We start from the raw sequence: 18364 nt of genomic DNA on the forward strand, positions 1-18364 counted from the left end.
CCCCGTCGCCTGGCGGTGGGGAGGATCGGCTGCGATCAAGCGCTCGTTTTTGCGGGCTCCATCCCGTCGAGCGGCGTTTTGCGTCCCGGCCCGCCGCTGACGGCGACGGTCATCTCGCCGAGGCCCTCCATCCAGGCGTGCATGGTGTCGCCCGCCACCACCGGCCCGACCGAGCGCGGCGGGGTGCCTGAGAAGATCACGTCGCCGGGGTACAGCGTCATCACCGAGGCGGCGTGTTCCACGAGGTCGGCGATGCCCAGCACGAGGCGGCGGGTGCTGTCGACCTGCCGGTCCTCGCCATTGACCTTGAGCACGAAGTCGAGCGCGTCCGGGTCGGCGATCTCGTCGCGGGTGGTGAGCCAGGGGCCCATCACGCCGTAGGTGTCGAAGCTCTTGCCGAAGCTGGGAAATTCGCTGCCCTGCATCGTCATGTCGAGGCCGATGCAGTAGCCCGCGACGTAATCCAGTGCCTCGCTCGCAGGGATTTCGGTGCCCTGGCGGCCGATGACGATGGCGATCTCCATTTCGTGGAAGGTGGTGCGCTCGGGCCAGCGCAGGGTGACGCCGTCCGCCTCGCCGGCAGCGGCATTGGTCATCTTGAACAGCAGGCCGAGGCGGCGCGGGTGGCCGCCCATCGCCAGCACTTCCTCGAAATTGCCCGCGCCGCACAGGAACTTGCCCGGATTGGCGACGGGGTTGCGCAGCAGCACGTCGGCGACGGGGATGCCCGGCGCGTTGCCCGCGAGGTCCTCCATCAGCGGGCGCAGCGTTTCCAGGTTGGCGATGAACTGGTCGCCCGCCGGGTAGGGCCAGCGCACGTCGGGCAGGGTGTCGGTGACGGCGGTGACGTCATGCACCATGTCGCCGCGCACGACCCCCACGCGCACGGGCTCGTCGGGCCGTGTCTGGTAGCGGCAGATCTTCATGGCGGCGTCCTCTCCCGTCGTGTTTGGGAGAGCTAATCGCCCGCATGCCGCGCGGGCAAGCACCGCATGTCCACGGCGCCTGCCCCGGCGTCCAAGCCGTCCCCGGCGTCGCCGGGGACGAATAGGGATCAGGCCGGCTTGATGCCCATGCAGAGGTACTTCACCTCCATGTAGTCATCGAGGCCGTAGTGCGAACCCTCGCGCCCCAGCCCGGACTGCTTGACGCCGCCGAACGGGGCGACCTCGGTGGAGATGAGGCCAGTGTTGATGCCGACCATGCCCGCTTCCAGCCCCTCGGCCACGCGCCACACGCGGCTGAGGTCGCTGGCGTAGAAGTAGCTGGCGAGACCGAACTCGGTGTCGTTGGCCATGCGGATCGCCTCGGCCTCGTCGGTGAAGCGGATGACGCCCGCGAGCGGCCCGAAGGTTTCCTCCCGGGCGAGCTTCATGTCGGGCTTCACGCCGGAGATGACGGTGGGGTTGAAGAAGCTGCCGCCGCGCTCGTTGCGCTGCCCGCCCGCGAGCACGGTGGCCCCGCCGTCGACCGCGTCCTTGAGGTGCTCCTCGACCTTCTCGACCGCCTTTTCATCGATCAGCGGCCCGACGTCGGTGCCCTTGTCCATGCCGTAGCCCACGGTCATGGCGTTGACGCGTGCGGCGAGCTTGGTGACGAACTCGTCGTAGACGCCGTCCTGCACGTAGAAGCGATTGGTGCAGACGCAGGTCTGGCCGCCGTTGCGGAACTTGGAGATCATCGCGCCTTCGATGGCCGAATCCACGTCGGCGTCGTCGAACACCAGGAACGGCGCGTTGCCGCCGAGTTCCATCGAGCACTTCTTGATGGTCTCGGCACATTCGCGCAGCAGGTCGCGGCCGATCTCGGTCGAGCCGGTGAAGGTCAGCTTGGCGACCTTGGGGCTCGAGGTCAGGGCCGAGCCGATCTGGCCGGCGCTGCCGGTGACGACGTTCACGACGCCCTTGGGGATGCCCGCCATCTCGCACAGCTGAGCGATGGCCAGCGCCGAGTAAGGCGTGGCCGAGGCGGGCTTGATGACGATGGTGCAGCCCGCCGCCAGCGCCGGGCCGAGCTTGCGGGTGATCATCGCGTTGGGGAAGTTCCAGGGCGTGATCGCGGCGACGACGCCGACGCCCTGCTTGATGACGACGATGCGGCGGTCTGCCGCATGGCCGGGGATGACGTCGCCGTAGGCGCGCTTGCCCTCTTCGGCGAACCACTCGATGAAGCTGGCGCCGTAGGCGATCTCGCCGCGCCCTTCGGCGAGCGGCTTGCCCTGCTCGCGGGTGAGCAGTTCGCCGAGGTCGTCCTGGTGCTGCAGCATCAGTTCGTAGAGCTTGCGCATCAGCTTCGAGCGCTCGCCGGCGGTCTTGGCGCGCCAGGCGGGGAGGGCGGCCTCGGCGGCGTCGATCGCGCGGGCGGTTTCGTCTGCGCCCATCTTGGGAACCGTGCCGAGCACCGCGCCCGAGCCCGGATCGGTGACTTCGAACGTCGCGCCGGAATCGGCATCCACCCACTCGCCGTCGATGTAGCACTGCTGCTTCAGGAAGTCGGTGTAGGCCATGTGGTGCGGTTCCTCTGATGCCGGTGGCGAGTGGGGCGCATCGGAAGCACGCCCGCGAATGTCCCGGTTTGAATAGGCACGACCCCTAGCCCTGACAAGGCGCACCGATCTCCTCGCATAAGCGCGAGGTCGGGCGATTGACGCTTCTCCGCTGCTCGGTTAGTCTTGGTGTCGAATAATAATTCACAAATGCGAACTCTTTGGGAGAGATCGGCTTGGAATACGCAGGGTACATCGGCGGCGCCTTCGTGAAGGGCGAGGGCGAGCGCTTCGAGGTGCAGAATCCTTCCGACGAATCGGTGGTGGCCGAAGTGGTGGGCGTCTCCGCCGCGCAGGCCGACGCGGCGATCGGCGCGGCGCGGCAGGCGTTCGATTCGGGCGTCTGGTCGGGGCTGACGATGAAGGCGCGCGCCGCCGCGATGACCCGCTTCGGCGAGGCGATGCGCAAGCGCGCCGACTGGCTGAAGGAATGCGCGATCGACGAGGCCGGGTGTCCGGTCTCCTCCACGGTGATGGGCGCGCAGGTCCACGCGCCGCTGCGCATGACCGACGAGATCATCGACCTGTTCCTGCGCCTGCCCGAGCAGGAGGAGAATCCCCTGCCGATCCACGAACGGGTCAATCCCTACTTCGTGGTGCAGAGCCTCAAGCGCTGGTCGCCGCTGGGCGTGGTCTCGGCGATCTCGGCCTACAACGTGCCGTTCTACACCGCGTTCTGGAAGGTGGTGCCCGCGCTGATGGCGGGTGACACGGTGATCCTGCGGCCCAACCCGCTGACCCCGATCTCGTCGATGATCTTCGCGGCGGCGGCGGAGGAAGCGGGCCTGCCGCCGGGCGTCATGAACGTCATCGTCGAGCCTGGGCTTGCCGGCGGCCACGCCATGACCACCGACCCGCGCGTCGACATGGTCTCGTTCACGGGCTCGTGCACCGTCGGCGCCAAGGTGGCCGAGCAGGCGGCGCCCACGCTCAAGCGGCTGGTGCTGGAACTGGGCGGCAAGTCCGCGCAGATCTACCTGCCCGACGCGGTGGGCCGCGCGGCGTCGGCGGCGTATTCGGTCTGCACTTCGCACGCGGGGCAGGGCTGCGTGCTGGGCACCCGGGTGTTCGTGCCCGAGGAGAATAAGGCCGAAGTGCTCGACGGCATGGCCAAGGCGCTGTCGGCGGTGAAGATCGGCCCGGCCAGCGATCCCGCCACCCAGCTCGGCCCGGTCATCAGCGCCGCCCAGCGCGACCGCTGCGAGCATTTCACCAACGCCGCCGTCGCTGCGGGCGGGCGCGTGGTGTGCGGCGGCAAGCGGCCCGAGGGGCTGGACAAGGGCTTCTACTGGGAGCCCACCGTGCTCGACCTTCCCGACAACTCCAACCCCGCCGCGCAGGAGGAGATCTTCGGGCCGGTGGTGGGCGTGATCGGCTACCGCGACCTCGATCATGCGGTGGAGATGGCCAACGACAGCCGCTTCGGCCTGTCGGGCTGGGTCCACGGCGCGAACAAGGTCAAGGCGCTGGAAGTCGGCCTGAAGATCCGCAGCGGCGCGGTCAACATCAACGGCGCGGTGATGTCGAGCTACGCGAGCGGCGGCGGCATCAAGATGAGCGGTCAGGGCCGCGAGCGCGGGATCGACGGCCTGCGCGAGTTCCAGATGATCACCACGCTGAACATCGGCGGGTAGACAAAAACAACAGAGACGGGAGAGGGACGATGGACGGACTGGTTCAAGGCAAGGTGGCGCTGATCACCGGCGCGGGTTCGGGCGTGGGGCGCGCGGCGGTGCTGCTGTTCTGCGAGCACGGCGCCAGGGTCGTCGCCGCCGACATCAACGGTGCCAATGCCGAGGAAACCGCCGCGCTCGCCAAGGCGGCGGGCGGCGAGGCGATCGCAGTCACCTGCAACGTCGCCGACCCCGCCAGCGTCGATGCGGCGGTGGCGGGGTCGGTGGAGAGCTTCGGCCGCCTCGATATCATCTACAACAACGCCGGCATCACCATCAGCCCGGTCCCCGGCAAGGGGTTGCGCAGCCTCGTCGAGTGCGCGCCCGAGGAGATGAAGCGGGTCGAGGACGTCAACATCAACGGCGTCGTTTACGGCTGCCAGGCGGCGATCCGCCAGTTCGAGGCGCAAGGAGGCGGCGGGGTGATCGTCTCCACCGCCTCGGTCGCGGGGCTCATGGGCTATGGGGGCGTGCTCTACGGCGCGACCAAGGGCGCGGTGGTACAGCTCACCCGCGCGCTGGCGATCGAGGTCGCGGACAAGGGCATCCGCGTCAACGCGGTCTGCCCAGCCGGCATGCTCACCCACTATGCCGGCATGGACCCCGACAGCGAGCACCGCGGCCGTATCCTCGAAGGCATGGGCAAGGCGCATCCGCTGGGCAAGGCGATCGACCCGCGCGACACCGCCTCCGCCGCGCTGTTCCTGTGCTCGGACCTCGCGAGCAACATCACCGGCGTGAACCTGCCGGTCGATGGCGGGTTGTTCGCCGGCCGCAAGGCGGGAGGCTGACCATGGCGAGCTGCCCGATGCATGGCGGCAATTCCGCCGCCCTCGCCTCGCTGATGAGCGACAATCCGCGCTATGCCGAGATGTTCGACGTGGGCAAGGAGAGCGCGAACGCCGGCGTGGACGGCAACCGCGACTACACCGACGACATGAACGCGCTGCGCGATGCTGCCCCGGTCCACAAGGGCTCCTTGCGCGAACTGCTCGGCGTGCCCGAGATGGCGCATTCGATGGGCCCGCCGCGCGAGGCTATGACGTTCTTCTCGTACCGCGCCTGCGAGATTGGCTTTCGCGAGAACCTGCTGTTCTCGTCCGAGGGCTACAACGAGAGCCCTGGCGTGCGCACCATCGGGCCGACGATCCTCTCGATGGTCGGCAAGCCGCACAAGCGGTTGCGCTCGGCCGCGCAGCCGCTGTTCAAGCGGCCCAAGGTGATCGACTGGTGGAACAAGCGCTGGATCGAGGAGACCGTCGATGCCCTGCTCGACCGGCTGGTGGACGAGGAGACGACCGACCTCAATTCCCAGCTCTGCGCGCGCCTGCCGATGGCCACCGTCACCCGCGCGATCGGGCTTGAGGGCGAGGACGTCATCGAGTTCCGCTACCAGCTCAACCGCGCAACTTTCGGCGCGGCGAAGCTGACGCCTGCCGAAGCGGCCGAATCGCGCGCCTGGGTGGACAAGACCCTGCGCGACCTCATTGCGGAGAACACCCGCAATCCCGGCGACAATCTCATCACCGGCCTCATCGCCAGCGAGATCGTCGACGAGGAGGACGGCTTCAAGCGCAAGCTCACCGAGGACGAGATTTTCGGCTACTGCAAGCTGGCGATCTTCGCGGGCGGCGGCACCACATGGCGCCAGCTGGGCATCGCCATCGATGCGCTGATGAACCACCGCCATTTCTGGGACGCCTGCCGGGACGACCGCTCGCTTGTGGAACTGGCGGTCGAGGAATCGCTGCGCTGGCGCTGCACCGACCCGATGATGCCGCGCCTCTGCACCGCCGATGCGGAGGTGGAAGGCGTCGCCGTCCCCGAGGGCACCCGCGTGTTCCTGGCCTTCGGCGCCGCCAACCACGATCCCGCCGTGTTCGAGCGTCCGGGCGAATACGATATCTTCCGAAAGAAGCAGGCCAACATGGGCTTCGGCTTCGGCCCGCACCGGTGCCTGGGCATCGAGGTCGCGCGGCAGGAGATGATCGTCGCCATCAATGGCCTGCTCGACCGGTTCCCGAACATGACGCTCGATCCCTCGAAACCGAAGCCCGAATATCGGGGCCTCGAGCACCGGGGCATGACGGCGGTGACGGTGAAACTGAAATGAGCGAGACGATGAAACAGGTCGTGCTGGCGGCCTATGCCAAGGGCAATCCCAAGCCGTCCGACTTCCGCATCGAGGAGGTGCCGGTGCCTGTCGCCGGGGAGCGCGAGATCCTGCTCAGGACGCTGTGGCTGGCGGTCGATCCGCTGATCCGCTTCTCGCTCGACGAAAAGCTGCTTTCGGGCGCGACGCGGATGGAGCTGGGCGCGGTCATGGTCGGGCCGACGGTGTGCGAGGTCGCCGCCTCGAACCATCCCGACTATGCTGTGGGCGACGTGGTCGAGGGCCGCTCGGGCTGGCAGGAATACGCCGTCGTCGCGCCGGACCAGAGCGACTATCGCGGGCCCCCGCGCAAGGTCGATAGCTCGCTGGCGCCGGTCTCCACCGCGCTCGGCGCGCTGGGCGGGCCGGGACAGACCGCCTACGAGGGCATCGTCAACGTCGGCAAGGTCAAGGCGGGCGAGACCGTGGTGATCTCCGCTGCCGCAGGGGCAGTCGGCTCGATCGCCGGGCAGATCGTCAAGGTGCTGGGCGGCCGGGCGGTGGGCATCGCCGGGGGCGCGTCCAAGTGCGCGGCGCTGCTGGACCTCGGCTTCGATGCGGTGGCGGACTACAAGGCGCCGGACTTTGCGGACCAACTCAAGGCCGCGCTGCCCGATGGGGCGGAAGTCTACCTCGACAATGTCGGCGGCGACGTGACCCTGGCCGTGCTCCCCCACCTCAAGCGCGGCGCGCGGATGCCGATGTGCGGCTTCATCGCCTACTACGGAGTCGGCATGGAAGGGCCGGGCCCCGACCACCTCCCCGGCTTCTACCGCCAGATCATGGCCAAGGCGCTCGAGATCAAGGGATTCGCCGGGATCTTCGCCGGCAAGAAGGGGCTGGAGGACATCGCCGGGTGGATGAAGGACGGAAAAATCCGCTTTGCCGAGTCCGTCGTCGAGGGGCTGGACGCCGCGCCGCAGGCCTTTTCGAGCGTGTTCTCCGGTCATGACCACGTCGGCAAGCTGCTGGTGCGCGTCGCACCCGAGGCTTGATCCGGGGCGCAGGCCGGTTCAGCGTGGATCACATGCACAGCACCACTCTACCGCGCCCGCCGCGCAGCACCGCGAACCCTGCCCCTGCGCGCGTCGCCGGGTCGGTGCGGCGCACGACGAGCATCGACGTCTCGTGGCCGGACGGCGTCGAGGGCCAGCGCCTCTTCATCGGCGCGGCGCGCGACTTGTGGACCCCGGTCGCGGGCGAGGACGGGCTGACCCTCGCCGAGGCCCGCTTCGAAGTGCGCATGACCGAGGACAAGGCCATCACCGCGATCACCGCCGAGCCCGCGCCGGAGGGTCTCCAGCGCCTCGTCGGCGCGCGCGCGGGCGGACACCTGAGGATGCTGCTGCGCGAAGTGATGCCGGACCTCGCCGCGCGGGCGCATCCGCTCTACCTCGTGCTCGACGACCTCTCGGGCACCGCGCTGGTCAGCGCCTTCGCGTGGTCGCAGTGGTATCCCGACTGGGCCGAACGCCTGCGCCAGCGCCTCGGCGAGGAGCAGCATGCGCAGTTGATGGCGCAGCGCGTCAACGTGTGCTGGGGGCTGCAGGAGGGGAACAGCGGCGTGCAGCCGGGCGGCGTGCCCAAGGATGTCGCCAGTGCCGATGCCGGGGACGTGCGCAACCCGCTCGACCCGCAGGGCTGGCATGAGCTCTCGGACCGCGACGGCGCCGGTTTCCGCCGCGCCCGCCGCATCGACGTGACGCGGGATGAAGCCGCCGGGGTCATCCGCATCGACTCCGCCTTCCAGGACAGCGCCACCCGCCCCGAGGGCGGCCGCGTCGCCATCCATGAATACAACCTGCGCGCCGTCGCCGACATCGCCACCCTGGAAGTGCTGTCGATCGAGCCCGAGGCGCGCATCCTGCCGTTCTCCGAATGCCCCGGCGCCATCCACAACACCCAGCGCCTCGTCGGCCGCAATCTCGGAGAAATCCGCGAGGAGGTGCTGGCGCAGCTGCGCGGGCCGGAAGGCTGCACCCACCTCAACGACGCCCTGCGCGCGCTGGCAGACGTCCCCGAACTGGCGGCGCGGATCGCTTCCTAACGTCACCCCGACCTTCGCCGGGACGACGGATGGGCGATGCAACGTGCGCTCCCCCGCAACCCTGCTTGACCGCCGCAGTGCAAGCGCCCCGGCTCGCTTGCGCCGCCCCGCGCCACGTGGAAGGCCATGGCCAACAACCATGACCCCCGGGGAAAAGAGTGACCAAGTCGGTCGTCACGCTCGATGACAAGTACGTGCAAGGCGAAGGCCAGGTCATGCTCTCGGCGCTTCAGGGCGTGGTGCGCCTGCTGCTCGACCAGGCGCGGCGGGACAAGGCGGCGGGGCTGAACACAGCGGGCTACGTCACCGGCTACCGCGGCTCGCCGATCACCACGCTCGACGCGCAGCTCTGGGCGACCGAGAAGCTTCTCACCGCCCACGACATCCGCTTCGAGCCCGGCCTCAACGAGGAACTGGCCGCCACTTCGATGCGCGGCACCCAGCAACTCGGCTGGTACGGCAAGCCGCGCGTCGAGGGCGTCTTCGCGCTGTGGTACGCCAAGGGCGTCGGCGTCGAGCGCGCGGGCGAGGCGATCAAGGCGGCGAACTTCGAAGGCACCCACGCGAAAGGCGGCGCGCTGCTGCTCTGCGGTGACGACCATGCCGCCAAGTCCTCGCTCACCGCGCACCAGAGCGAGCACGTGCTGGTCACGGCGATGGTACCGGTGCTCTATCCCGCGACCACGGACGAGATTCTGACGATGGGCCAGCTCGCCTGGGCACTGTCACGCGCCAGCGGGCTCTATGTCGGGATCAAGGCGGTGACCGACACGCTCGACCTCACCACCACCGTGACTTTGCCGGGGCACACTTTCCCGATCCACACGCCCGAAGTTAACGGATCGCCAAACCTGCGCCTCGCCATGTCGGCGCTGGAGCAGGAGGCAGCGGTGATCGAGCAGCGCCTGCCGATCGTCCAGCGCTTCGCCGCGCTCAACCGCCCCGACCGGGTGAGCCACGAAGCCGCCGACCGCCGCCTGACCATCGTCAGCGCCGGCAAGGCGTGGCTCGACGTCTGCCAGGCGCTCGCCGACCTCGGCCTCGACGACGACGCCCGCCGCCGCGCGTTGGGCCTCCGCGTGGTGAAGCTGGGCCTCGTCTGGCCGCTCGACGTCGCCTTCGTGCGCGAGGCCTGCGGGCACAGCGCCGAACTGCTGGTGGTCGAGGAGAAACGCTCCTTCATCGAGGAACAGCTCGCCCGCCTGTTCTACGGCCGCGCCGACGCCCCGGTGCTGACCGGCAAGACCCTGCCCGACGGCACGCCGCTGCTGCGCGAAACAGGCGTCCTCGATCCCGCCACGGTGAGGCGCGTGATCGCCGCCCGCCTCGAAGCACTCGGCGTGCTCGACGACGAAACGCGCGCCCGCGACGCCGCGTTACGCGTGATCGAGGACGGCGCGACGGCTCTCCAGCGCACCGCGATCCGGCCCGCCTATTTCTGCTCGGGCTGCCCGCACAACACCTCGACGCTGGTGCCCGAGGGCAGCGCGGCGATGGGGGCGACCGGGTGCCACGGCCTCGCCCACTACATGCCCGAGCGCAATACGATGCAGACGGTGTCGATGGGGCAGGAGGGCATGCCCTGGGTGGCGGCGCAGAGCTTCGTCGATACGCCGCACATGTTCCAGAACCTCGGCGACGGCACCTACACCCACTCCGGCCTGCTGACGATCCGCGCGGCGGTGGCCGCGAAAAGCCGCGTGACATTCAAGATCCTATATAACGATGCCGTCGCGATGACCGGCGGCCAGCCTGCCGAGGGCGCGCTGACGCCGGAGCAGATCGTCCAGGAACTCGTCACCGAGGGCGTCTCGCCCGTCGTGCTGGTGAGCGAGGACCCCACCCGTTTTGCTGCGGCTGACCTGCCGCGCGGCACCCGCGTGCTGCACCGCGACCACCTCGACGAAGTGCAGCGGGAGCTTCGCGACGTTACCGGCACCTCGGCGATCGTCTACGAGCAGACCTGCGCCAACGAGAAGCGGCGGCGGCGCAAGAAGGGCGCCATGCCCGACCCCGACAAGCGGCTCTGGATCAACCCGGCGGTCTGCGAGGGCTGCGGCGACTGTTCGGTGCAGTCGAACTGCCTCTCGGTGGTGCCGATCGAGACCGAACTGGGGCGCAAGCGGGCGATTGACCAGTCGACCTGCAACAAGGACTATTCTTGCGTGAAGGGCTTCTGCCCGAGCTTCGTCGAAGTCTCCGGCGCCCCGCTCGCCAAGCGGGCGATGGACGATGCGGCGCTCGCGGAGAAGGTGGCCTTGCTGCCGGTCCCGCCGGTGCTGCAGGCGCGGACCTGCGCGCTGGCGGTGGCGGGGATCGGCGGCACCGGGGTGCTGACGGTCGGCGCGATCCTCGCGATGGCCGCGCATCTCGAGGGCAAGGCGACGAAGATCCTTGACCAGACCGGCATGGCGCAGAAGGGCGGCGCGGTGACCAGCCATATCCGCATCGGCCCGGATACCGCCGCCATCCCCTCGGCGCGGCTGGGGGCGGGGCAGGCCGATGTGCTGATCGCCTGCGACCTCGTCGTCGCCTCCGGCCCCGAAGTGCTGGCGCTCGCCCGCTCGGACACGCGCGTGCTCGCGAACGAGGACGTGGTGCCCACCGGCGAATTCCAGCGCAACCGCAACCTCGACCTTACTGCCAGCCGCTTCCTGTCGGCGATGGGCAAGCGCGTCGATCCGGCCCACGTCTCCTCGCTGCGGGCAGGGGCATTGGCGAGCCGCCTGCTGGGCGACACGATCTTCACCAACCTGATGATGCTGGGCTTCGCGGCGCAGAAGGGGCTGCTGCCGGTGGCGCTGGCCTCAATCGAAGAGGCAGTGCGGCTGAACGGCGTCGCTGTGCGCGCCAACCTCGCGGCATTTGCGGTCGGCAGGCTGGCGGCGGCAGGCGCGGACGACCTCTTCGCGCTGGCCGACACTTCGGCCGCGCCGCCCGCCGGACCGCAGGGCTATGCTGCGCTGGTGGAGCATCGCACCCGCCTGCTCACCGACTACCAGAACGAGGGATATGCCGCACAATACCGCAGCTTCCTGGCCGCCATCGAGGCTACCCTGGCAGCGCGGGGCATCGCCGACCTAGAGCCCCTCATGACGCAGGTCGCGCGCGGTCTCGCCAAGCTCATGGCCTACAAGGACGAGTACGAAGTCGCCCGCCTCTACGCCGCGCCCGCCTTCCGCGCCGGGCTGACGGACACCTTCGCGGGCAGTCCGAAGCTGAAGATCCACCTCGCCCCGCCGCTGCTTGCCTTCCGCAAGGATGCGCGCACCGGCAGGCCGCGCAAGATCGCGTTCGGCGGCTGGATATTCCCGGTGTTCTCGGTACTGGCGAAGCTGAAGGTCCTGCGCGGCACGCCGCTCGACCCGTTCGGCTACACGGCCGAACGGCGTATGGAGCGCGGCCTCGTCGGCGAATACCGCGCGCTGGTCGAGGAGGTCGCGGCCGTGGTCATGCCCGGCACGATGGACACCGCCGTCGAACTCGCCGCCAGTGTCGACCTCGTGTCGGGTTACGGTTCGGTCAAGGACGCGGGCGTCGCCGCCTACCGCGCGCGGGTTGCGGACCTGCGGGGCAGGCTTTCGACCTCGCCCACGCCCACCGAGCGGGTGCCCGAACCGGCCTGACGGTCGATCACCTCTTCGATCGCGGCGCGCATCTGGGTGTAGAAGCCCGAAAGCCGCTCGAACCGGTCGGCGACCGCGCCGTCGACCCCGCGATCACGCTGGTTGGTGAACATCCGCACCTGCCGGTCCAGCAGCTCGGCCTTGGCCACGAACGGTCCACTGAAGTCCTCGGGCACCGAATAGTAGATGCGCCGGCTGCCCGGCTCGCCCTGCCGGCGGGCGTTGCCGCAATGCTCGAGCGTGCGCGCGGCGACGCTGGCGTTGCTTTTGCTCATGCCGAGGTCGGCGGCGATCTCGTCGAGCGTGGCGGCCGACTCGCGCAGCAGCAGGTAGGCGTAGATGCGTCCGACCGGCCGCGCCCAGCCCCAGGGCGCCATCAACATCGCCATGGCGTCGAGAAAGGCCTCGTCCTGTTCAGAGAGCTTGATATTCGTCATATTCTGGATTTACTGAATTTGATCGTGGGACGCCAGCGGAAAAGCTGGGGCGGGATGGAGAGCCTGAAGCATGGACGACCTGGAATTCAACCGCCGCTACGGTCCCTGGGCGCTGATCGCCGGGGCGTCGGAAGGCACCGGCGCCTCCTTCGCCCGCCAGCTGGCCGCCAAGGGGCTCAACCTGATTCTCGTCGCCCGGCGTGAAGGGCCGCTCGACGCGTTGGCCGAGGAACTGCGCGCCGGCAGCGGCGTCGAATGCGTGACCGCCTCGATCGACCTCGCCGGCGACGATGCCGCGCAGCAATTGCTGGCGGCGGCGGGCGGGCGCGAGGTCGGACTGCTGATCCTCAACGCCGGCGCCGATCCGAACGGGGCGATGTTCCTCGACAACGAGGTCGCCAACTGGGACGCGCTGGTCATGCGCAACGTGATGACGACCATGCGCGCGCTCCACGCCTTCGCCGCACCGATGCGGGCGCGCGGGCGCGGCGGGCTCATCGTGGTGGGCTCGGGCGCCTGTTACGGCGGGCTCCCCGGCATCAACGTCTACGCCGCGACCAAGGCCTTCGACCTCGTGCTGAGCGAAGCACTTTGGGCCGAGCTTGAGCCCCACGGCGTCGATGTGCTGAGCTTCGTGCTCGGCCGCACCGACACCCCGGCGCACCGCGAACTGATGGAAGCGCGCGGCATGGCGATCCCGGACGGCCTTGCCGATGCCGACGACGTCGCCCGCCTCGGCCTCGAACGCCTGCCGCACGGCCCGGTCTGCAACTGGGGTGAGGCCGACGACGAGGCGATTATGTCCGCTTCCTCCGCCGCCGATCGCCGGGCCCGCATCCGCCAGATTTCCGCGATCGCCGCTTCCTACGCCAAGAAAGGCTGATCCGATGACCGACAGCTTCGAGCAGATCGCCGCCAAGCACGCGATCACCGAACAAATCTACCGCTACTGCCGCAGCGTCGACCGACTCGACGTGCCGCTCGGCCACTCGGTGTTCCACCCTGAGGCGACGGCGGACTATGGCCCCACCGGTTATCGCGGCACCGGGCCCGGCGCGATCGACTGGGTCTGCGAGGCACACCGCGGCCTCATCGCCCATTCGCACCAGGTCTCGAACATCAACATCGTCCTCCATAGCGAGGAGAGCGCCGGCAGCGAGGCCTACGTCACCGCCACCCTGCGCATGGAGCGCGAGGGGAAGATGATGCACATGGAAATCTGGGCGCGGTACTGCGACCGCTGGTCGCGCCGCGACGGCGCGTGGCGCATCGACCACCGCGACACCGTGATCGATTACGATTCGATCCGCGAGGTTACGCCGATGAACCGCCACGAATGGACGCGCCGAGATCCGCAGGACCCGTCCTACAAAGCTTTGGGAGCTGCGTGATGAAGGACTTCAAGGTTTCCGTCTCGTTCGACATGCGCTCGCCCGATTGGGCGACGCCGACGCACGAGCTCTACCGCGCCGCCATCGAGATGGCGGCGTTCGTCGACGAGATCGGCGCAGACCAGATCGGACTGATGCAGCACCACGGCTCGGACGATGGCTACCTGCCGCAGCCCTTCGCGCTGGCGGGCGGCATGGCGGCGGTGACCAAGCGCATCCGCTTTCTGCTGGGCGCGGTGATCCTGCCGCTGCACGATCCGCTCGAACTCGCCGAGCAGATCGCGGTGGTCGACAACATGTCGAACGGGCGTCTCGGGGTCATCTTCGGCGCGGGCTATGTGCCCTATGAATTCGCGATGTTCCGCAAGTCGCTCAAGGACCGCGCCAAGCTCATGGACGAGGGGCTGGAAGTGATCCTGCGCGCGCTCAAGGGCGAGCGGTTCGAGCACGGCGAAGGCGAGGCGGCGCGCCCGATCTTCGTGCGCCCGCTGCCGGTGCAGGAGCCCGAGGACATCATCCTCGTCGGCGGCGGCGTCCCCGCTTCGGCGAAGCGCGCGGCGAAGTTCGGGGTCGGCTTCGGGCCGATGAAAGGCGACCTCGTCGACATCTACCTCGCCGAATGCGAGCGCCTCGGCCACCGGCCGCGCCAGTACTTCCGCCCGCGTCCCGGCATGCCGATGGCGGTGCACTTGTGCGAGGACCCCGACCAGGGCTGGGACGCCATCGCCCCTCACGCCGTCCACGTCATCACCGAATACGCCAAGTGGGCGGCGGCCGAGGGCGACGGCTCCAACTCGCCGTTCAAAGGCCTGACCGACCCCGCCGTGCTGCGCCACGCGGGCATGTTCGTCGCCTGGACGCCGCAGATGCTGCTCGACAAGGTTAAGGAACTCGAAGGCGGCAACATCGGCTTCCAGCCGCTGCTCGGCGGCCTGTCGCCCGAAGAAGGCTGGAAGAGCCTCAGGCTATTGGAGCAAACGATGCCCGCGCTGCGCGAGGCAATCGCAGCATGAAGGCCGCCTGCATCGAGAACGGCGAGGTCCATGTCCGCGAATTCGCCGACCCGGAGCCGGGCAAGGGGCAGGCGCTGGTGCGCACCCACTCCTGCGGATTGTGCGCCTCCGACGCGCATTTCCTGACCGGCGGGCAACACATCATCGACCTGTCGCGCAAGATGGGCGGGCCTTATGCCGCGCTCGACTATACGCGCGCCTTCGTGCCGGGCCACGAATATGTCGGCGAAGTGCTGGACTATGGCGTCGGCAGCCGCCGCCCGGTGGCGACGGGGCGGCGGGTCACTTCGGTGCCGATCATGCGGCAGGGCGGTGCCCACGCGGTCGTCGGCTTCAGCCACGACTGCCCCGGTGGCTGCGGCGAACTCATGCTGCTCGACGAGGATTTCCTGCTCGAGATCCCGGACGGGCTGCCCGACGACCACGCGGCGCTGATCGAGCCGCTCGCGGTCGGCCTCGAACACGCGCGGCGGGGGCGGCCCGACAAGGACGACGTGGCGCTGGTGCTCGGTTGCGGCGCCATCGGCCTCGGCGTGATCGCAGGCCTGGCGCTGGCGGGGGTGGCCCCGATCGTCGCGGCCGACTTCCACGCCGACCGCCGCGAACTGGCGCTCAGGATGGGGACCCACATCGCCATCGACCCGCGCGAGACCGACCCCTACGGCCCGCTCCCCGACCTCGGCGGCAAGCGCGTCAACCTGATCTACGAGAACGTCGGCCTGCCCGGCATGCTGCAGCGGATCATCGAGAGCGCGCCGTTCGACGGGCGCATCGTAATGGGCGGCTACTGCATGGAGCCCGAGCCGCTCTACGTCTTCGCTGCGCAGAACAAACGCCTCAACATCCAGTTCGCCGGCGGCGAGGAACCGCAGGACATGGACCTCGCCATGCGCAGCATCGCCGATGGGCGCATCGACGTGACGCCGTGGCTCGGCGGGCGGATCGGGCTGGGTGCGGTGGCCGGGGCGATCGCCAACCTGTCGGCGCCGGGGACGCCGGTGCGCACGGTGGTGGATCCTCGGCTGCTGTAGGGGGGAGGGTAAGACCTGGGGCCATGGGGCCAGGCCCCTCCGACCGCCGCCGCAGGTCTCCCGTCGCCCGCCCTGATTCAAATCTTTCCCGCCCGCCGCCAACGACGGGCTTTTCATTTCCTCGCGCCCTCGCTAACCGCGCTTTCCCATGGACTATATCAGCACCCGCGGCAGCGCACCGGCGCTCGACTTCGAAGGCGCGACGCTCGCCGGGCTCGCATCGGACGGCGGACTCTATGTCCCGCGCGAATGGCCCCGCTTCTCGGCAGACGAGATCGCAGGCTTCGCGGGCTTGCCTTATGCCGAGCTGGCCGCGAAGGTCATGGCGCCGTTCGTGGCGGGAAGCCTCAGCGAAGAGCGCCTGCTCGAACTGACCACGCAGGCTTACGGCCGCTTCGCGCACGACGCCGTCACGCCGCTCAGGCAGCTCGACGAGCAGCAGTGGCTGCTGGAGCTGTTTCACGGCCCGACGCTGGCGTTCAAGGACGTGGCCCTGCAGCTCCTGGGCCTGCTGTTCGAGGAGTTCCTCGGCCGCTCGGACCGCAACCTGACGATCGTCGGCGCGACTTCGGGCGATACCGGCTCGGCGGCGATCGATGCGGTGGCGGGCCGCGCCAAGGTGGATATCTTCATGCTCCACCCACAGGGCCGCGTCTCGGACGTCCAGCGCCGGCAGATGACCACGGTGCTGGCCCCCAACGTCCACAACATCGCGCTGGAGCACGCCAACTTCGACGACGCGCAGGCGATCGTGAAGCGCGTGTTCAACGATAAGGGCATGACCGACCGTTTCTCCATCGGCGCGGTGAACTCGATCAACTGGGCGCGCCTGATGGCCCAGGTGGTCTACTACTTCGCCGCGGGCCTCCAGCTAGGCGCGCCGCATCGCAAGATCGCGTTCTCGGTTCCGACCGGCAACTTCGGCGACGTCTTCGCCGGTTATGTGGCCGCGCAGATGGGCCTGCCGATCGAGAAGCTGATCGTCGCCACCAACGTCAACGACATCCTCCACCGCGCGCTGGCCGACGGCGACTACTCGCAGGGCACCGTAACGCCGACCGCCGCACCCTCGATGGACATCCAGGTCTCGTCCAACTTCGAACGCCTGCTGTTCGACCTCGGCGGCCGTGACGGCGAGGCGCTGGCCGCTCAGATGGCCGGGTTCGAGAGCACCAAGGCGATGCAGCTCACCAATGCCCAGCGCGAAGGCGCCTCGGCGCTGTTCACCTCGGCCCGCGCCGATGCGGACGAGATGGCTTCCACCATCCGCTGGGCCTGGGAAAGCTGCGGCGAGCTGATCGACCCGCACACCGCCTGCGGCCTTTTCGCCGCACGCAGCGCAGGGATCGAGCCGGGCACCCCGGTCGTCACCCTGGCGACCGCGCATCCGGCCAAGTTCCCCGAGGCGGTCGAGCGCGCCACCGGCCACCGCCCGAGCCTTCCCACCCGCGTCGGCGACCTGTTCGAGCGCGAAGAGAAGTGCGAGACGCTTCCCGGCACTTTCGAGGCCGTCACCGAATACGTGGCGCAGCACGCCAGCCCCAGGGTCTGATGGCTACGCTCTCTCCCCAGCCCCTGATCCTCGCGGGCGAGGGCTGGGCGGACTACGGGCTCGTCGATTCGGGCCATGGCCGCAAGCTCGAGCGCTACGGAGACTATCGCTTCGTGCGCCCCGAACCGCAGGCCATGTGGAGCCCGCGTATCGCCGGCGGTGAGTGGGATGCCCACGGCGAGTTCGTCCCCGGCTCCGACGAGGACGGCGGCGGCAGGTGGCAGTTCGACAAGGCAGTGCCGCCGGGCGGCTGGCCGCTCGCGTGGAACGAGGTCAAGTTCACCGCGCAGTGCACCCCCTTCCGCCACCTCGGCTTCTTCCCCGACATGGCACCGGTGTGGAACTGGATGCGCGGGATGCTGGCCGGCCGCGAGGATGCCAGCACCCTCAACCTGTTCGGCTACACCGGAGTGGGTACGCTGGCGCTTTCGGCGCACGGCCCGGTGACGCACGTCGATGCCTCCAAGAAGTCCGTGGCACAGGCGCGCGAGAATGCTGCCCTGGCGGGTCTTCAGGACCGTCCGGTGCGCTGGATGATCGACGACGCCGCCAAGTTCGCCGCACGCGAAGTGCGCCGCGAGAAGCGCTACGACGGCATCATCCTCGACCCCCCGAAGTTCGGGCGCGGTCCCACCGGCGAGACCTGGCGGCTGGAGGAGAACCTTCCGGGCCTGCTCGCCGACTGCCGCAAGCTGCTCGACGCCGACAGCCGCTTCCTGTTCCTCACCGTCTACGCCGTGCGCATGTCGTCGCTGGCTCTGGCGGGACTGATGGAAGAACTGTTCACCGATCTGCCCGGCGTCATCGAGCACGGCGACCTTGCCGTTCGCGAAGATGAGCAGAGCCGCCTCCTTCCCACCGCGATATTCGCGCGCTGGTCGAATCCCGAGTAAGGCG

The 18364-nt window shown here is 69.1% G+C and carries 15 protein-coding genes; 12 read left to right on the top strand and 3 right to left on the bottom strand.

All coding sequences use genetic code 11. The features are described from left to right. Positions 1 to 35: 35 nt before the first annotated feature. On the bottom strand, positions 36 to 926 hold the full coding sequence (locus PMI02_RS17910) for a fumarylacetoacetate hydrolase family protein (protein WP_007685396.1): 891 nt from the start codon (positions 924 to 926) through the stop codon (positions 36 to 38). Positions 927 to 1054: 128 nt separating this feature from the next. Further along, positions 1055 to 2506 carry an NAD-dependent succinate-semialdehyde dehydrogenase gene (locus PMI02_RS17915; protein ID WP_007685397.1) on the bottom strand — a complete coding sequence of 484 codons (1452 nt, stop codon included), beginning with the start codon at positions 2504 to 2506 and terminating at the stop codon, positions 1055 to 1057. A gap of 215 nt (positions 2507 to 2721) precedes the next feature. Here PMI02_RS17915 and PMI02_RS17920 point away from each other — a divergent pair, with 215 nt between their 5' ends. From PMI02_RS17920 to PMI02_RS17945, 6 genes are all read left to right on the top strand, one after another. Next, the gene (locus tag PMI02_RS17920) at positions 2722 to 4179 is read left to right on the top strand and encodes an aldehyde dehydrogenase family protein (RefSeq protein WP_007685399.1); all 1458 of its coding nucleotides are present in this window, start codon (positions 2722 to 2724) and stop codon (positions 4177 to 4179) included. A gap of 29 nt (positions 4180 to 4208) precedes the next feature. Continuing rightward, a complete protein-coding gene (locus PMI02_RS17925; RefSeq protein ID WP_007685401.1) occupies positions 4209 to 5009 on the top strand; it encodes an SDR family NAD(P)-dependent oxidoreductase in 801 nt (266 codons plus the stop codon). A 2-nt stretch (positions 5010 to 5011) separates the two neighbouring features. Further along, complete coding sequence (locus PMI02_RS17930) at positions 5012 to 6331, top strand: cytochrome P450 (protein WP_007685403.1); 1320 nt, start codon at positions 5012 to 5014, stop codon at positions 6329 to 6331. Further along, complete coding sequence (locus PMI02_RS17935) at positions 6328 to 7365, top strand: NADP-dependent oxidoreductase (protein ID WP_036504436.1); 1038 nt, start codon at positions 6328 to 6330, stop codon at positions 7363 to 7365. The genes PMI02_RS17930 and PMI02_RS17935 overlap by 4 nt, the downstream gene beginning before the upstream one ends. 32 nt (positions 7366 to 7397) lie before the next feature. Continuing rightward, positions 7398 to 8417, top strand: a complete 1020-nt coding sequence (locus PMI02_RS17940; protein ID WP_007685407.1) for a DUF2889 domain-containing protein — start codon at positions 7398 to 7400, stop codon at positions 8415 to 8417. A 158-nt stretch (positions 8418 to 8575) separates the two neighbouring features. After that, positions 8576 to 12043 carry an indolepyruvate ferredoxin oxidoreductase family protein gene (locus PMI02_RS17945; protein ID WP_007685409.1) on the top strand — a complete coding sequence of 1156 codons (3468 nt, stop codon included), beginning with the start codon at positions 8576 to 8578 and terminating at the stop codon, positions 12041 to 12043. Here PMI02_RS17945 and PMI02_RS25985 read toward each other — a convergent pair. Further along, positions 11962 to 12480: a GbsR/MarR family transcriptional regulator gene (locus PMI02_RS25985; protein ID WP_007685411.1), complete on the bottom strand. Its 519-nt coding sequence runs from the start codon at positions 12478 to 12480 to the stop codon at positions 11962 to 11964. The two genes, PMI02_RS17945 and PMI02_RS25985, sit on opposite strands and share 82 nt — an antisense overlap. 70 nt (positions 12481 to 12550) lie before the next feature. Between PMI02_RS25985 and PMI02_RS17955 the strand changes: the two genes are divergently transcribed. The 6 genes from PMI02_RS17955 (at position 12551) to PMI02_RS17980 (ending at position 18360) form a co-directional block, all read left to right on the top strand. Further along, on the top strand, positions 12551 to 13363 hold the full coding sequence (locus tag PMI02_RS17955) for an SDR family oxidoreductase (protein ID WP_007685413.1): 813 nt from the start codon (positions 12551 to 12553) through the stop codon (positions 13361 to 13363). Positions 13364 to 13367: 4 nt separating this feature from the next. Further along, on the top strand, positions 13368 to 13871 hold the full coding sequence (locus tag PMI02_RS17960) for a nuclear transport factor 2 family protein (protein ID WP_007685415.1): 504 nt from the start codon (positions 13368 to 13370) through the stop codon (positions 13869 to 13871). Then, positions 13871 to 14884: an LLM class flavin-dependent oxidoreductase gene (locus PMI02_RS17965; RefSeq protein WP_007685417.1), complete on the top strand. Its 1014-nt coding sequence runs from the start codon at positions 13871 to 13873 to the stop codon at positions 14882 to 14884. Before PMI02_RS17960 ends, PMI02_RS17965 begins: the two co-directional genes overlap by 1 nt. Then, complete coding sequence (locus tag PMI02_RS17970; RefSeq protein ID WP_007685419.1) at positions 14881 to 15915, top strand: zinc-binding dehydrogenase; 1035 nt, start codon at positions 14881 to 14883, stop codon at positions 15913 to 15915. Before PMI02_RS17965 ends, PMI02_RS17970 begins: the two co-directional genes overlap by 4 nt. A 148-nt stretch (positions 15916 to 16063) precedes the next feature. After that, positions 16064 to 17467: a threonine synthase gene (gene thrC, locus PMI02_RS17975; RefSeq protein WP_007685421.1), complete on the top strand. Its 1404-nt coding sequence runs from the start codon at positions 16064 to 16066 to the stop codon at positions 17465 to 17467. After that, positions 17467 to 18360 carry a class I SAM-dependent methyltransferase gene (locus PMI02_RS17980; RefSeq protein WP_007685423.1) on the top strand — a complete coding sequence of 298 codons (894 nt, stop codon included), beginning with the start codon at positions 17467 to 17469 and terminating at the stop codon, positions 18358 to 18360. The genes thrC and PMI02_RS17980 overlap by 1 nt, the downstream gene beginning before the upstream one ends. The last annotated feature ends 4 nt before the right edge of the window (positions 18361 to 18364 follow it).

The organism is Novosphingobium sp. AP12, from assembly GCF_000281975.1.
In the GTDB taxonomy this organism is placed as follows: domain Bacteria; phylum Pseudomonadota; class Alphaproteobacteria; order Sphingomonadales; family Sphingomonadaceae; genus Novosphingobium.